Here is a 15,478-nt window from a genome sequence, read left to right on the forward strand (position 1 = left end):
CTCCTGACCGCCAATCCCTATATCTCCGGCAATAAAAGTTAGGAGCGATCCTCATGTGGTCCATCGGAGAACTATCGAAGCGGGTGGGCGTGAAAGTACCGACAATCCGGTACTACGAAGAAACCGGCCTGATCGAACCGCCCGAACGATCTTCGGGCAATCAGCGGCGCTATGGCCGGGAAGCCCTGGATCGCCTGACCTTCATCCGGCATGCCCGCGATCTCGGACTCGGCATAGACGCCATCCGCTCGCTCATAGAACTGAGCAGCCACCCCGAAAAACCGTGCGAGGCAGTCGACAGCATTGCACAGGAGCACTTGCGGGAAGTGCGCCAGCGCATTGCGCGCCTCCGGAAACTTGAACATGAACTTCAACGCATCGTTGATAGCTGCGACAGCGGCACAGTCTGCGATTGCTATGTCCTGAGAGCGCTGGCCGACCATTCTCTTTGCGAGAGCGAACACTGATTACAGGCGCGGATGGATTTGCCGGCTGTCAGCATCTTGGTTCAAGGTCCGCAAACCGGTACAAATGGAAAACATCCTTGGGCTTTGCCCCCCGAATCACCATATGCAGGTCCGATGTCCGGCTTTCCTGACGATATTCCGTTCTTCGATGAGGACGACCCGACCCCGCCTCCCCCGGCTGCGCAAAAGCCTTCCGGCATTGCAGCGCGTGCCATGGCGGCGCGCACGGGTGGTCCTGACACACGCTATCTCAATGCGCTCAATCCCGAGCAGCGGCTTGCCGTGGAGACCACCGAAGGACCCGTCCTGGTGCTCGCCGGCGCCGGCACCGGCAAGACGCGCGTACTGACCACCCGCATCGCGCATATCCTCGCATCGGGCCGCGCCTATCCCTCGCAGATCCTCGCCGTGACCTTCACCAACAAGGCCGCGCGCGAGATGAAGATGCGCATTGGCACCCTGGTCGGCGAGGCCATCGAGGGCATGCCCTGGCTCGGCACGTTCCACTCCATCGGCGTCAAGATCCTGCGCAAGCATGCAGAGCTGGCGGGACTGAAAAGCTCCTTCACCATTCTCGACACCGATGACCAGATCCGCCTCATGAAGCAGATCATCCAGGCCGAAGGTCTCGACGACAAGCGCTGGCCGCCGCGCCAGTTCGCGCAGATGGTCGATGGCTGGAAAAACAAGGGGCTCGCACCCAGGGAAATTCCCGAGGGCGACGCCCGCGCCTTTGCCAATGGCAAGGGCCGTGAACTCTACGCCGCCTATCAGGATCGGCTGAAGACGCTCAACGCCGTCGATTTCGGCGATCTCCTGTGCCATCCGATCCGCATTCTGCGCGACAATCCGGATGTGCTTGCCGACTATCATCGAAAGTTCCGCTACATTCTCGTCGACGAGTATCAGGACACCAACACCGCGCAGTATATGTGGCTCAGGCTTCTGGCTCAGCGGCCGAAGAGCACCGAACCCGTCAACATCTGCTGTGTGGGCGATGACGACCAGTCCATCTATGGCTGGCGCGGTGCCGAGGTGGACAACATCCTGCGTTTCGAGAAGGATTTTCCCGGTGCCGCCGTCATCCGGCTGGAGCGTAATTACCGCTCCACCGCGCATATTCTGGGCGCCGCCTCCCACCTCATCGCCCACAATGAGGGGCGGCTCGGCAAAACGCTTTTCACCGAACAGTCCGATCCCGACGATCCCAAGGTAAAAGTCCATGCCGCATGGGATTCGGAAGAGGAAGCCCGCGCCGTCGGCGAGGAAATCGAAGCGCTTCAGGCCAAGGGCCACGCGCTGAACGACATCGCCATCCTGGTCCGTGCCTCCTTCCAGATGCGCGAATTCGAAGACCGTTTCGTCACGCTGGGCCTCAATTACCGCGTCATCGGCGGACCCCGCTTCTACGAGCGCATGGAAATCCGCGACGCCATGGCCTATTTCCGCATCGTCGCGCAGGCCGCCGACGATCTCGCCTTCGAGCGTATCGTCAACACACCCAAGCGTGGATTGGGCGAAGCCAGCGTCCGCCAGATCCACGATGTCTCCCGCATGCGTGAGGCAACGCTCCTGCAGGCCGCGCGCGATCTCGTCGGCACCGAGGAAATGAAGCCCAAGCCGCGCGCCTCGCTGCGCACGCTCGTCGACAATATCGAACGCTGGCAGGGCATGCTCGACCGCACGCCCCACACCGAACTTGCCGAGATCATCCTTGAAGAGTCCGGCTATACGGACATGTGGAAGAACGACCGCTCCGCCGAGGCACCCGGCAGGCTTGAAAACCTCAAGGAGCTGATCCGCTCCATGGAGGACTATGACAGTCTGCGCGGCTTTCTCGAACATGTCGCGCTCGTCATGGATGCCGAACGCGACGAGGAACTCGACGCCGTCAGCCTGATGACGCTTCATTCCGCCAAGGGTCTCGAATTCCCCACCGTGTTCCTGCCCGGCTGGGAGGAAGGCCTCTTCCCTCACCAGCGCGCGCTCGACGAGGGTGGCCGCTCGGGCCTCGAAGAAGAGCGGCGCCTGGCCTATGTCGGCCTCACCCGCGCAAAGAAGAACCTGCACATCTGGTTTGCTTCCAACCGGCGCATTCACGGCCTGTGGCAGTCGACCATCCCCTCACGCTTCCTCGACGAGCTGCCCGAAGCGCATGTGGATGTGGCCGAGGAAAGCAACAGCTATGGCGGCTATTCCGCCGGCCAGCCCGGCCGGCCCAACCCCTATGGCAAATCCCGCTTCGACGATCAGCCTGCCTTTTCAAACAGCTATGCCACGCCCGGCTGGCAGCGCGCGCAGAAAAACAGGACTGAAGCAACCACCCGCAACTGGGGCAACCGCTCCGGCCATCAGGTGGAGCGCATCGGCTATGGCGAGGCGGATTCGGGCTATGGCGCAGGCCGCGGCTCGGTCAAGGGGCGCGTGATCGAAGGCGAACTTGTCGCCAAATCCGTGTCCGACACGCCCTCTGCCTTCAAGGTCGGTGACCGGGTGTTCCACCTCAAATTCGGCAATGGCAACGTCTCGGCGATCGAGGGCAACAAGCTCACCATCGATTTCGACAAGGCAGGCCAGAAGCGCGTACTTGATGGCTTTGTCGAACGGGTCTAGCCTCGCACCGCGCAGCGGTCGATCCTGCCTCCGCGCTCAGTCAGTCCCCGGCTTGACGTAAACGAACTTGCCGTCGGCATTCTTCTCCCGCGACAAGACGCCCGTGCGCGCATGGCGCGAGAGCGGTCCTGAAAAGGCATTCGACTTGTAGCGCATGCCGAATGTCTCCTGGCAGCGAGCAACAATATCGCCGATGGTTCGGGGGGTATCGAAAAAGTCGCTCTCAAGCAGATCGTTCAAGGCAGCCACGGCGCCCTTGGCACTGTCAGTGGTTGTCTTGCGTCGACCGGGGCGAGGCGTGCTGCGCACGACATTCATCATGCCGGGACCGGCGATGAAGTCGTTGATCCCCCCCTCGGAAAACCCGCCGGGTCGAGCATCGTTCTGGCCCAGTACCAGTTCAACCACACGCAACTGCACGGCTTCCGACTCAAACTTGTTCACTGCCTCCGAAAGCTCGTTGAGCTGCTGCTTGAGCTTGTCGAAATCCTTGATCATAAAATCCGCCCCAACACCGTAATTACCACCATAAACAGGTGAAACGCGCACATATGTCTCTATAAGTATTCAGTAAGTCAAGAGCGCGACAGGGCTGTATAGGCTAAACGCCTACGCCGCGTAGGCTCGTCCCCTGATTTCCCGCTTTCCATGCCCTATCAGGGCAGAAACAATCAGTGGTTGAGGTCAGGTTTCAACGCGAATCGCTTTTTTCCTGCAACAGCTGGCGAACGACCACAGCCTGGTTGCGATCGCGATTCGTTGCGGAAAACAGCAATGTCAAAGGCCCCTCCTCCGCCGCTTCCATCAGTTCCTGCAAAAGCTCAGTCCGACGGGCCAGTTCCTCCCGATATCGCTCGCAGAATTCGCTCCAGCGCTCGGGTCTGTGCGCATACCACTTGCGCAACTCATGGCTCGGCCCGATATCAGGCAGCCACGCATCGAGTGCCGCGCGCGTCTTGCTCATGCCACGAGGCCATAGTCTGTCAATGAGGATTCGCTTCCCGTCATTGCCCCCTACGGGGTCATATATCCGCTTTACCCGAATATCGGCATTCGCCATGGCAAACCTCCCGCAGCCACTCGATGCTATCGATTACACGCACTGATTGAAGCCCGCGCCAATCATTTCCAAACCATATATCGTTAAAGTGCATATGTGGGGTTGACCCGTCCCCATAGCCGTTATGGCAACTTAACCTCAACCCTGAACCTCCCGTCGGCCTCCAGGCGGCGGGAGGTTGCTTTCAGGCCCGCTCCCACTTGCGACAAGATGAGGCTTTGCGCGAAGCCCGAACTTGCGCCTATTATGGGGTATGAAAACAGAGCACTCAGGGCACACAGCCATGTGGTTCAAGTTGGGCGTGGCGACGCTGCTTTTGGCCGCGTTCACCGGGCTGGCCTTCGCCATGTGGCTGGAAAACGGGGCCGGGATTTTCCTTGCACTCGTCGAATCCGGGTTGTCCTGGTGCTTTTGACGCTGCCTTCCAGCATTCTCGTTTCAGGTAAACATCAATGATGCGATCCATTCTCATCGGCATCCTGGCGGTCATGGCCGTCGGCGTCGGCCTTCTCACGTTTCAGTGGTACCAGCAGCAGAATTCGGGCGAAGCCTTCGGCGTCCCGTTCGAACTCGTCGATCAGGATGGCAACACCATCACGGAAGCCGCATTCAAAGGCGGACCCAGAGTCGTCTTCTTTGGCTTCACCCATTGCCCGGAAGTATGCCCTACCACCCTGTTCGAGCTTGACGGTTATCTCGAGCAACTGGGAGATGAAGCCGCCGACATCAAACCCTATTTCGTCTCCATTGACCCGGAGCGCGATACTCCCGAGGTCATGAAGACCTACCTGTCGAATTTCTCGGACCGTATCACCGGCATCACCGGCGACCCCGAAGAGGTCGCCGCCATGGCCAAAGGCTTTTCGATCTATGTACGCAAGGTCGAGCTTGAAGACGGTGATTACACGATGGATCACACTGCTTCGATCCTTCTGCTCGACAGCGATGGCGACTTTTTTGGCACGATCGCCTATGAAGAAAACAGTGAAACTGCCATCGCCAAGCTGAAGCGTCTGGCAAACGAAACCTGACATCGGAAATTCATGGGCCAGACACGACTTTACCTGACGGCGCCGCGCGAGCAGGCCGAAACGATTTTTTCAATTCTCGACACGCATTTTGAGGATGATGGGCTGCCGATCAGTATTTTCGAGCCCGAGGAAGACAGTGGCATCTTCCAGATATCTATTTATACCGAGGAGGACGCCGACAAACTTGAACAACGGGTGCTGGAAAGCCTCTCGGATGTTTCCCCTCTCCCCCCGCTCGAGCGGGAAGAGGTTCCGGAGATAGACTGGGTCAGCCACTCGCTAGAAGGCCTACGCCCGGTCCGTGTGGGCCGTTTTCTGGTCCACGGAAGCCACGACCGGCATTTGCAGCGTATCGGCGACATCGCCATAGAGATCGATGCCGGCCTCGCTTTCGGCACCGGTCATCATGGCACCACGGCCGGCTGTCTGTGCGCGCTTGCCAACATTCTGAAAAGCGAGCACCCGCGCAATGCGCTGGATCTGGGCACCGGTAGTGCCGTGCTGGCCATCGCAATTGCAAGGGCCGCCCGTATTCCGGTTCTGGCAACCGACATTGACCCCATCGCCACAGAAGTGGCCGCGTCAAACGTCCGCCTCAACCGCGTCGCTGATCTGGTCGAGACGCACACCGCGCCCGGCTTTCATCACGCTGTCTTTGCCCGCAGGAAGCCCTTCGACCTCATCGTCGCGAACATTCTTGCCCGTCCGCTCATGGCTTTGGCTCCCGCGATGGCAAATCACATAACTCCGGGTGGTTCACTTGTCCTGTCGGGCATTCTCGAGCGGCAGAGGCGGGCAGTCGTTGCCGCTTATGGCGGACAGGGGTTCCGCCATGTGCGCACTCAGGCGCGGGAAGGCTGGGTCACAATCCACATGAAACGCTGAGTGAGCGCGGGCCTCCGACAAGCAAAAACCCCGAAAGCTGGGCTTCCGGGGTTTGAATCAACGCTCTTTAAAGCGGATCAGAACATGTGGGAAACGCTGCGGTTGCGCTTCAGTTCGTCACGGTTGTATCCGTGTGCACGCAGTGTTTCGTCGTCCAGCATCAGAAGCGCGCCGTTCACATAGCTCCGGACCTGCTTCTGACGGGCTTCGATCAGCGCGTCGAATGCGCCACGGAAAAAGCCACGCTTTTGGGCCATCTGATTTCTCCTTGAATTCTTGCAACGAAAGCTCCGTTGCTCATGGTCTCAAGATAGGCCTGAAGAGCCCTCTCAACCAGCGCCGTTTGCGCATGGCTACCATCTTATTTTGCATTGCAACAAATCGATTGTGCAGCGCGGCAGAGATATTCCTTTGTCGGGGCCCGTTCCGCTTTTCTCAGCCATGCTATAGGTTCGGCTCGATTTTTCAGACCAAGCGGCAAGGCTCCATGTTTCAATCTTTCGATGTTACCGCCGACCCCAGCCAGGGCATCGCCCGCGTCAGACGTCTCCGTGATGCAATGGCGAAAGCAAATCTGGACGGCTATCTCGTTCCCCGTGCAGACGAGCATCAGGGCGAATATGTCGCTCCCTCATCCGAGCGGCTCGCCTGGCTGACTGGCTTCACCGGATCGGCGGGCACAGCCCTGATCCTCAAAGATCGCGCCATTCTCTTCGTCGATGGTCGCTACACACTTCAGGCCGCTGAACAGACGGACCCGTCGATTTTCACCATAGAGAGCCTGATCGACAATCCGCCGCGCGAATGGATCGCCAGAAACGCGAAGACCGGCTGCCGCATCGGTTTTGATCCATGGCTGCACACCATTGCAGAGCTTCGCGCTCTCCGTGGCAAGGCCGAAGCGCGCGGCATCGAGCTCGTGCCCACCGACGACAATCTGGTCGATGGGATTTGGGAAGATCGCCCTTCCCCGCCACTGGCGCAGGCCCGTATCCATCCGAAAGACCATGCTGGAGAACGCGCCACCTCAAAGCTCGACCGCATTGCAAAAGCCATCGGCGAGGCCGGCGCTGCATGTTCTGTCCTTACCGATCCCTCATCGATTGCCTGGACATTCAACATTCGCGGGCAGGACGTGCCCCATACACCACTGGCCCTCGGCTTTGCCACAATCGTGGCCGAAGGGCGGCCCTCGCTGTTCCTCGACAGGCGCAAGCTCAACCGCGAAACCGAAGCCTATCTGACCCAGCTCGCAGATCTGAAAGCACCTTCAACGCTGGAAGCGGAACTCTCGGCTTTGGCCGGAAACCCGGGTTCGATCGGCCTCGATCCATCGCTCGCAGCCGAGCGGCTGCGGCTGGTTGTGGAGGAGGCTGGCGGCCGCATCGCGGATCTTGACGATCCGGCCCGGCTTCCTCGGGCCATTAAAAACCCCACCGAGCTGGAAGGCGCTCGATCTGCCCATCTCAGGGATGGTGTCGCCATGGTACGCTTCCTCGCCTGGCTCGACCGGCAGGAACCGGGCACGGTCGACGAGATCAGCGCTGTGCGAAAGCTGGAGGAGAGCCGTACAGAGACAGGCCAGAGCCTGCAGATGCCCCTTCGCGACATCTCCTTCGACACGATCTCCGGTGCTGGCCCCAACGGCGCGATAATCCACTATCGCGTGACAACAAAGACCAATCGCACCCTGAGGGCAGATGAGCTCTATCTCGTCGATTCCGGCGCGCAGTATGACGATGGAACCACCGATATTACCCGGACCATCATTATCGGTCGTCCCAGTGATGAGATGCGGGAACGCTACACGCGTGTTTTAAAGGGACTGATCGCGCTCTCCGCAACACGCTTTCCCAAAGGCACACGTGGTATGGATCTTGACCCGTTCGCACGCCACGCCCTGTGGCAGGCCGGTCTCGACTATGCCCATGGCACCGGTCACGGCGTCGGATCCTATCTCGCCGTCCATGAAGGACCGCAGCGCATCGCCAAAACCGGAACGCAGGTTCTGGAAGCGGGCATGATCCTGTCCAATGAACCCGGCTACTACAAGCCTGGCGGCTATGGCATCAGGCTAGAAAACCTGATCGTCGTGGAACCAACGACCGCTATCGCTGGCGGAGACATCGACATGCATGGTTTCGAGACACTGACGCTCTGCCCGTTCGACCGCCGTCTGATCGACACGGCCCTCCTCTCCTCCAGCGAGCGTGCCTGGCTTGATGCCTATCATGATCGCGTTCGCGAAAACCTGACGCCGTTGCTCGACGGCGAAACCCTTGGCTGGCTCGAAAAAGCGACCGCCCCTCTCCGTTAAGGGCTCTTATTGGCCGATCAGGTGGCGGAGCAGGATAAGCACCGCCGCCGAGGAGAGGAACATCGGCATCATCCCACCGGCAACGAGCGAAACCACCACGCCGACCGTCAGAGCAGCGATTTCAGGGATCCCGCCATTCATGGCAGCCGGCGCGACCAGCGTGGTCAGAACGGCGGCGGGCACGGCATTCAGCCCCGCTTCCACACGCGGGTGAATACGCTCGAAGCGGGATAGCACCATGTGGCCGCCGATGCGCGTCAGGAAAGTTAGCACGGCACCGGCAAGAATGATCCAGACCGTGGTGCTCATCGCGCTTGCCTGCCTTTGCGCGCGTCCGGCGCCATGATCGCCGCCAGAGCAACACCGGCGATGGCGCCGATGGAAACATGCCAGGGTGAGCCGACAGTGCGATAAGCCAGCATGGAAACAGCCGCGCTCATAAGCACCACCGGGAGCCAGAAGGAGCGCTTGCGGAAACTCATGACCAGACCCAGAAAATAGATTGGCAGCAGAAAATCGATGCCCAGCGCATGTGGATCGGGAACCAGATTACCGAACAATGCGCCGAGCCAGGCTTCGGCAATCCAGCAAATGTAAAGCGGCAGCGCCGCTCCCATATACCAGCCGAAGGATACGGTTCCATGCGTCTCGCCACGCCGCTCGGCCTCAGCGAACATCGGGTCGACCAGCATGAAGAATCCGAGCAACCGCTGGACAGGCCCCCAATGCGCGATCCGCCGCCCCGTGGTTGCGGAATAAAGAACATGCCGAAAATTCACCGCAAGGATCGAGAGAACGATCAGCCACGGAGCCACTTTCTGCCCGAACAGGTCGATCCCGACCATCTGACTCGCACCGGCGAAAATCGTGGCGCTCATAAGCACGGCCTCGAAAACCGAAAAATTGTTCTCCACCGCCAGTGCGCCAAACAGCAGCCCGAACGGCATTGCCGCAACCACCACGGGCACGCTGTCGCGCACCCCTTGCGCAAAATCGCGCGGGCGCGCGCTGTCCTTGGCAATGTCGGCTGTCATGAATCCTCCAGAGGACCTGATCTTAGGTCAACAAGGCTGACCAGTCATATGAATTCCATTGAGCCACGCATCAAAGCGGATGACAGGGATTGCTTACCCGCCCACCCTTTCAAACCAGGTATCTTCGTCGATCACTTCGATACCCAGATCCGCAGCTTTCTTGAGCTTCGAGCCCGCCCCCGGCCCCGCGACCACCAGGTCCGTCTTCTTGGAGACGGAGCCCGCCACCTTCGCGCCCAGCCGCTCGGCCATGGCCTTGGCTTCATCGCGTGACATTCGTTCCAGCGCACCGGTGAACACGATGGTCTGGCCGGCAACCGGCGAATCCATCGTCGGCCGTTCCGCCTCCTGCACATCGATTTCGCTCGCCAGTGCCTCGACCAGTTCGCGGTTATGTTCCTCGCCGAAGTAATGCGCCAGCGAATCGATCACCGCATCGCCGATATCGTCGAGCGCGTCCATTTCCTCGCGCGCCTGCGCATCGCCATCGGCGACCGCCAGAACGGCATCGTGAAACTCCTGCCACGAGCCGTAAGCCCGCGCCAGCGTCTTGGCCGTCTGTTCGCCCACATGGCGAATGCCAAGCGCATAGATGACCCGCTCCAGCGCGATGGAGCGCCGCGCCTCGATCGCCGCAAACAGATTGGCGGCCGAGGTCGCGCCCCAGCCTTCCTTGTCCTTCAGCTTTTTCAGATTATCGCCATCGCGCCTTGCAAGCGTGAAAATGTCGCCCGGCGCCTTCACCGGCAGATCGGGATCGTTGAAGAAGAACTCGATCTGCTTCTCGCCCAGCCCGTCAATGTCGAAGGCGCGCCGTGACACGAAGTGCCGCAAATGCTCGACCCTCTGAAACGGGCAGGCAAATTCGCCCGAACAGCGGCGCACCACACCCTCCGCGCCCGAACCAATCCCCTCGCGCACCACCGGCGTCTTCAGTTCACACGGACACAGGCTCGGAAATTCGAACGCCTGCGCATCCTTCGGTCGCTTCTCCTCGATCACACCGAGTATCTGCGGGATCACATCGCCGGCGCGCTGCACCGTCACCGTGTCGCCGATCATCACCCCCAGCCGCTCGATTTCCTCGGCATTGTGGAGCGTCGCATTGGTCACCACCACACCGCCAACGGTCACGGGTTCGAGCCGGGCAACGGGCGTCAGCGCGCCCGTGCGTCCCACCTGAATGTCGATGCCGTTCAGGATGGTCGTGGCCTTTTCGGCCGGAAATTTGTGGGCAATCGCCCAGCGCGGGCTGCGTGATACAAAGCCCAGCCGCTGCTGCAGCGCCAGATCGTCCACCTTGTAGACCACACCGTCGATGTCATAGGGAAGCGTCGCCCGCTTTTCCTCGATCAGACGGTATTGCGCCAGAAGTGCCTCCGCACTCTCGCAGCGCTTCATCAGCTCGTTGACGCGAAAGCCATAGGCTTCCAGCGCCGCCACCATGCCCGTCTGCGTGTCTGCGGGCATGTCGGAAACCTCACCCCAGGCATAGGCGAAGAACTTGAGCGGCCGCGCCGCCGTCACCGAGGAATCGAGCTGGCGCAGTGAGCCCGCCGCCGTGTTGCGCGGGTTCACATAGGTCTGCTTGCCGGCCTCCTCCTGGCGCTTGTTGAGCGCAAAGAAATCGGCATGGGTCATGTAGACCTCGCCGCGCACCTCAATCACCTCCGGCGGGTCCCCGTCGAGCACATTTGGAATGTCCGTCACCACGCGCGCATTGGCGGTGACGTTCTCCCCCTCCTGCCCGTCGCCACGGGTGGCGGCCGAGACAAGACGCCCGTTCTCATAGCGCAGCGAAAGTGAAAGACCGTCGATCTTGGGCTCGGCCGTCATCGCCACCGGCGCATCGGTGTCGAGCTTCAGATAGCGGCGTATGCGCCCGACAAAATCGACCACATCCTCATCGGAAAACGCATTGTCGAGTGAAAGCATCGGCACCTTGTGCCGCACCTTCTCAAATTTCTCCGAGACAGGCGCGCCCACACGGCGCGAGGGCGAATCCGCCCGCACGAGCTCCGGAAAGCGCTGCTCGATGGCCAGATTGCGCCGCCGCAGCGCATCATACTCCGCATCCGAAATCGTTGGCGCGTCTTCCCCGTGATAGCGCCTGTCATGCTCTTCGATCTCCCGGGCAAGCTTTTCCAGCTCGTCCCTGGCTTGGGCCTCCGTCAATGTATCAACGGCTTGCTTGGCTTTGGGCATGACAGTCTATCCGGATGTGAACTGGAACGCAGTGTAGTCGATCTGCGCACGGTTTTTGCAGTCGTCTTTTTACGTGGCTCATCCCTGCTGACAAGGCCAGCCACCGGACCGTGAACAGAAACCCGTCAGGAAGCGGCTCTGCTTCCCTGCAAGAGGCGCTGGGCGGCGGCGCGCGCCTCGTCGGTCACGGTGGCGCCGGCCAGCATCCGGGCGATCTCTTCCTGGCGCGCATCCGTATCCATGACCGAAACCCCGGTCGCGACCCGGTCGGTGTCGCCGCTCTTGGCTATCAGATAATGTGTCCCCGCACGCGCGGCCACCTGGGGGGCGTGCGTCACCGAAAGCACCTGGATACGCTCGGCGAGCCGCGCAAGACGCTGGCCGATGGCGTCCGCAACCGCGCCACCCACGCCCGTGTCGATCTCGTCAAACACGAGCGTCGGTGCCGATCCACGATCAGCCAGCACCACCTTGAGCGCCAGAAGAAAGCGTGAAAGCTCACCACCGGAGGCGACCTTCATCATCGGGCCGGCCCGCGTTCCGGGGTTGGTGCGCACCCAGAACTCCACGTGATCGATGCCATCTTCACCGCGGTCATCCGCCTCCGTGGCAATCTCGACGATGAATTCGGCCCGTTCCAGTTTCAGCGCCGGCAGTTCGGCCATCACCGCCCTGCTGAGTGAGGCCGCCGTCTCCCGACGCACTTGGGAAAGCTCCGTTGCCGCAGCGTCATAGGTCTCCACCGCTGCCTTGGCTTGCTGCTCCAGCGCCGCCAGACGCTCCTCGCCGGCATCCAGCTCATCCAGATCACCCACCATACGGGCACACAGTTCGGCGAGATCGTCGACCTGCACATTGTGCTTGCGGGCAACGGCGCGCAGCGCAAAAAGCCGTTCTTCCGTATCTTCCAGACGTTGCGGATCGAACTCCGTCGCCCGCATTGCCTCATCCACCGCAGATTGCGCGGCATCCAGCGAGAGAAGCGCTGAATCGAGCGGCTCGATGATGCCATCCAGCAGGCCCGGTGCATCCTGCGCCTTACGCTGCAGGCGGCGCAGGAGGCCGGAAAGCTGTGACACGGGCGAAGCGTTGCCCGAAAGCACCTCCTGTGCGTCGGAAATATCACTGGCGATCTTTTCGGCGCGCATCATGCCGGCGCGCTCCTCAGCCAGCACCGCTTCCTCATCAGGCCGTGGATCGAGCTTGGAAAGCTCCTCCACCGAGGCTCTTAGAAAATCGGCCTCCCGTGCGGCCGCCTCCACACGCGCCCTGTGCCGCGCCAGCTCCTGTTCGCATTTGCGCAGATCCCGCCATGCAAGCCGCACCCGCGCGACAGCCTCGCCATGCCCGCCAAACGCATCGAGGAGTTCGCGGTGGATGCCCGCATCCACCAGCGCACGCTCGTCGTGCTGGCCATGAATTTCCACAAGCTGACGTCCCACCTGGCGCATCAGCGCCACGCTGGAGGGCTGGTCGTTGATGAAAACCCGCGTGCGCCCGTCAGCGCTCTGCACGCGGCGCAGGATGATGTCACCCTCATCGTCTATTGCGTTTTCTGCAAGCAGGGCCCGCACGGGGTGCGAGGCCGGCAGGTCGAAAACGGCGATCACCTGTCCCTGATCCGCACCATGGCGCACCAGTGACGCATCGCCACGCCCGCCAAGCGCCAGCGAGAGGGAATCGAGAAGAATGGATTTGCCGGCGCCGGTTTCACCGGTGAGCACGGAGAGCCCCCCGGAGAAATCCATGTCGAGGCGTTCAATCAGGACGATATCGCGGATCGACAGGTGAGACAGCATGGCTAGGGTCAGCCGCCCAGAATCGCCGCCCCGGCCTTGGATATCCACGAACCGGTGTTCTCACGCGGTTCCAGTCCGCCAGACTGAAGAAGGGCATAGGAATCCTTATACCAGTCGCTGTCCGGGAAGTTGTGTCCAAGAACAGCGGCAGCCGTCTGCGCTTCCGAAACGAGCCCCATCGCATAATAGGCTTCCGTCAGGCGTGCCAGCGCTTCCTCGACATGGCGCGTGTTGGGATAACTCTCAACCACACCACGGAAACGACGCACCGCGGCAACATACTCACGCCGCTCCAGATAATAGCGCCCGATCTGCATTTCCTTGCCGGCGAGCTGATCTCGGGCAAAGCGAATCTTGGCCTGCGCATCCTCGACATACTCTGAATCGGGCCAACGCTGCACAACCTCTTCCATCGCTTCGAGCGTCAGGCGCGCCTCACGCTGATCCTGGGTGACGTCGCGAATCTGGCGGAAATAACTCAGTCCCACGAGATACTGTGCGTAGGCCGCATCTTCCGTGGTCGGGTAAAGGGCGACATAGCGTTTACCGCCATTGATCGCCTCATCGTACTTGCCCTGCCGATAGTTGGCGAATGTGTTCATCACCATCGCCTTGCGGGCATATTCCGAATAGGGATGCTGCCGGTCGATGGATTCGAACTTGGCACTGGCCTCCTTCAGACGGCCGGCATTCATGTTCGCCAGGCCCTGATTGTAAAGCACATCCGCCGGATCGGTCTGCTCGACATACGTCGACAGATCCAGGTCTTTCTCGGCATTGCACGCAGCGAGAAGAAGCGAAACACCAAGCACCGAAGCCGTGGTAACGGCTGCCCTGCCTGTCCTGGTCATGCCGGCAACAAAAGTTGAACGCATTTCGCCTCTCGCAAACGGAAAATCAATTTCGGAACGCAGTCATAGAGCAAATGACCGCCACGCGGCAACGCTATTGCCCGCCAATCGTACAATTTTGTGGCGTTTGAGCGGGAAAGCCCGTTCGCTCTTGCAGCAAAAACCGGGTTCAGAGCATCCAGGGCGCGTAAACCGGCGCGCTTACGGCAACCATCTCGGCCCGACGACCCTGCTCACGGCGTGTGGTCTCGACGATCTCATAGGCAGAGCGATCGGTCAGAAGATGCCGCAGCGCCGCTGCATTGAGGCGGTGGCCACCCCGATAGGAACGGAAGCAGCCGATGAAGCGGGCTCCGGCGAGAGCCAGGTCGCCGACCGCATCGAGCATCTTGTGGCGCACGAATTCATCGGGATAACGAAGGCCTTCCATATTGATGACCTTGTGATCCTCACCGATCACGACCGAGTTTTCCAGCGAAGAACCCAGCGCATACCCAGCGGCCCAAAGGCGCTCGACATCCTTGATGAACCCGAAAGTGCGCGCGCGCGCGACTTCCTGACGGAAATTCGCGGCATTCAGATCGAGGCCAAGCGACTGGCGACCGATTGCCGGCGTCTCAAAATCGATTTCGACCTCGAAGCGCGTACCGTCATAGGGACGAAACTCCGCCCAGGAGCCGCCATTGTCGATCCGCACCGGTTTCACGACACGGATATACCGGCGCTTGACGGCAAGTGTGGCGATGCCGGCCTGCTCAAATGCATCCACAAAGCCGATGGCACTGCCGTCGAGAACAGGAACCTCGCTGCCATCAATCTCAATGACGACATTGTCGATCCCGACAGCCAGGAGAGCGGCCATGAGGTGTTCAACCGTGGCGACGGATTCGCCGCGCGCGTCACCAAGAGCAGTGCAAAGATCGGTCTGGCAAACTTCCGAGGCAAGTGCGCGAATCACACGGCCCGTGCCGTCCTCATCGATGCGCTGAAAGACAATGCCGGTGTCGGCCTCGGCCGGGGAGAAATGAATGGAGACAGGCTTGCCGCTATGGACACCAATACCCGAAAGTGAGCAGCGTGCTTTGAGTGTCGTCTGATATTCGAGCAAAATGGTCCCCGTGAGCTCTTCAAGGCCGCGCTTCTCAGCGCTGGCTTGTCCAACGTTTCAGGACGACACCCCCAAAATGCGTCCCACACCCCACCGTTATTCGCAACG

Annotated in this window: 15 protein-coding genes; 6 read left to right on the forward strand and 9 right to left on the reverse strand. The window is 60.7% G+C overall.

Going from position 1 to position 15,478, the window contains the following annotated elements; translation table 11 throughout:
- The first annotated feature begins 53 nt into the window (after nt 1-53).
- Both HF949_RS14490 and HF949_RS14495 read left to right on the forward strand, forming a co-directional pair.
- Nucleotides 54-467, forward strand: coding sequence for a MerR family transcriptional regulator (locus HF949_RS14490; protein WP_292896399.1), 414 nt, complete (start codon nt 54-56; stop codon nt 465-467).
- A 114-nt stretch (nt 468-581) separates the two neighbouring features.
- The gene (locus tag HF949_RS14495) at nt 582-3,080 is read left to right on the forward strand and encodes an ATP-dependent helicase (protein WP_292896401.1); all 2,499 of its coding nucleotides are present in this window, start codon (nt 582-584) and stop codon (nt 3,078-3,080) included.
- Nucleotides 3,081-3,116: 36 nt separating this feature from the next.
- Here HF949_RS14495 and HF949_RS14500 read toward each other — a convergent pair whose 3' ends face one another.
- Both HF949_RS14500 and HF949_RS14505 read right to left on the reverse strand, forming a co-directional pair.
- A complete protein-coding gene (locus HF949_RS14500; RefSeq protein ID WP_292896403.1) occupies nt 3,117-3,578 on the reverse strand; it encodes a hypothetical protein in 462 nt (153 codons plus the stop codon).
- A 193-nt stretch (nt 3,579-3,771) separates the two neighbouring features.
- Entirely contained in the window at nt 3,772-4,140 is a 369-nt protein-coding gene (locus tag HF949_RS14505; protein ID WP_292896405.1) for a DUF488 domain-containing protein, read from the reverse strand.
- Nucleotides 4,141-4,423: 283 nt separating this feature from the next.
- Between HF949_RS14505 and HF949_RS14510 the strand changes: the two genes are divergently transcribed.
- Genes HF949_RS14510 through HF949_RS14520 form a run of 3 tightly spaced genes read left to right on the forward strand, consistent with a single transcriptional unit; the run spans nt 4,424 to nt 6,056 of the window.
- Nucleotides 4,424-4,555: a hypothetical protein gene (locus HF949_RS14510; RefSeq protein ID WP_292896406.1), complete on the forward strand. Its 132-nt coding sequence runs from the start codon at nt 4,424-4,426 to the stop codon at nt 4,553-4,555.
- Nucleotides 4,556-4,592: 37 nt separating this feature from the next.
- Nucleotides 4,593-5,171, forward strand: a complete 579-nt coding sequence (locus HF949_RS14515) for an SCO family protein (protein ID WP_292896408.1) — start codon at nt 4,593-4,595, stop codon at nt 5,169-5,171.
- 12 nt (nt 5,172-5,183) lie between these two features.
- Complete coding sequence (locus HF949_RS14520; protein ID WP_292896410.1) at nt 5,184-6,056, forward strand: 50S ribosomal protein L11 methyltransferase; 873 nt, start codon at nt 5,184-5,186, stop codon at nt 6,054-6,056.
- 77 nt (nt 6,057-6,133) lie between these two features.
- Here HF949_RS14520 and HF949_RS14525 read toward each other — a convergent pair whose 3' ends face one another.
- Nucleotides 6,134-6,313, reverse strand: a complete 180-nt coding sequence (locus HF949_RS14525) for a hypothetical protein (protein ID WP_292896412.1) — start codon at nt 6,311-6,313, stop codon at nt 6,134-6,136.
- Nucleotides 6,314-6,543: 230 nt separating this feature from the next.
- On the opposite strand from HF949_RS14525, the gene HF949_RS14530 reads away from it, so the two are divergent.
- A complete protein-coding gene (locus HF949_RS14530) occupies nt 6,544-8,373 on the forward strand; it encodes an aminopeptidase P family protein (protein ID WP_292896414.1) in 1,830 nt (609 codons plus the stop codon).
- A gap of 6 nt (nt 8,374-8,379) precedes the next feature.
- On the opposite strand, the gene HF949_RS14535 is transcribed toward HF949_RS14530, so the two are convergent.
- The 6 genes from HF949_RS14535 to lpxC all read right to left on the reverse strand — a co-directional run bounded on the left by HF949_RS14535 (nt 8,380) and on the right by lpxC (nt 15,370).
- Nucleotides 8,380-8,682, reverse strand: coding sequence for an AzlD family protein (locus HF949_RS14535; protein ID WP_292896416.1), 303 nt, complete (start codon nt 8,680-8,682; stop codon nt 8,380-8,382).
- The gene (locus HF949_RS14540) at nt 8,679-9,407 is read right to left on the reverse strand and encodes an AzlC family ABC transporter permease (protein ID WP_292896418.1); all 729 of its coding nucleotides are present in this window, start codon (nt 9,405-9,407) and stop codon (nt 8,679-8,681) included. The genes HF949_RS14535 and HF949_RS14540 overlap by 4 nt, the downstream gene beginning before the upstream one ends.
- 93 nt (nt 9,408-9,500) lie before the next feature.
- Entirely contained in the window at nt 9,501-11,612 is a 2,112-nt protein-coding gene (gene ligA, locus HF949_RS14545) for an NAD-dependent DNA ligase LigA (protein ID WP_292896420.1), read from the reverse strand.
- Between the two features lie 125 nt (nt 11,613-11,737).
- A complete protein-coding gene (recN, locus tag HF949_RS14550) occupies nt 11,738-13,411 on the reverse strand; it encodes a DNA repair protein RecN (protein WP_292896422.1) in 1,674 nt (557 codons plus the stop codon).
- A gap of 8 nt (nt 13,412-13,419) precedes the next feature.
- A complete protein-coding gene (locus tag HF949_RS14555) occupies nt 13,420-14,262 on the reverse strand; it encodes an outer membrane protein assembly factor BamD (RefSeq protein WP_292900218.1) in 843 nt (280 codons plus the stop codon).
- Nucleotides 14,263-14,431: 169 nt separating this feature from the next.
- Nucleotides 14,432-15,370, reverse strand: coding sequence for a UDP-3-O-acyl-N-acetylglucosamine deacetylase (gene lpxC / locus HF949_RS14560; protein ID WP_292896424.1), 939 nt, complete (start codon nt 15,368-15,370; stop codon nt 14,432-14,434).
- Nucleotides 15,371-15,478 lie beyond the last annotated feature (108 nt).

It is taken from the genome of Nitratireductor sp. (genome assembly GCF_017794765.1).
GTDB lineage: Bacteria > Pseudomonadota > Alphaproteobacteria > Rhizobiales > Rhizobiaceae > Nitratireductor.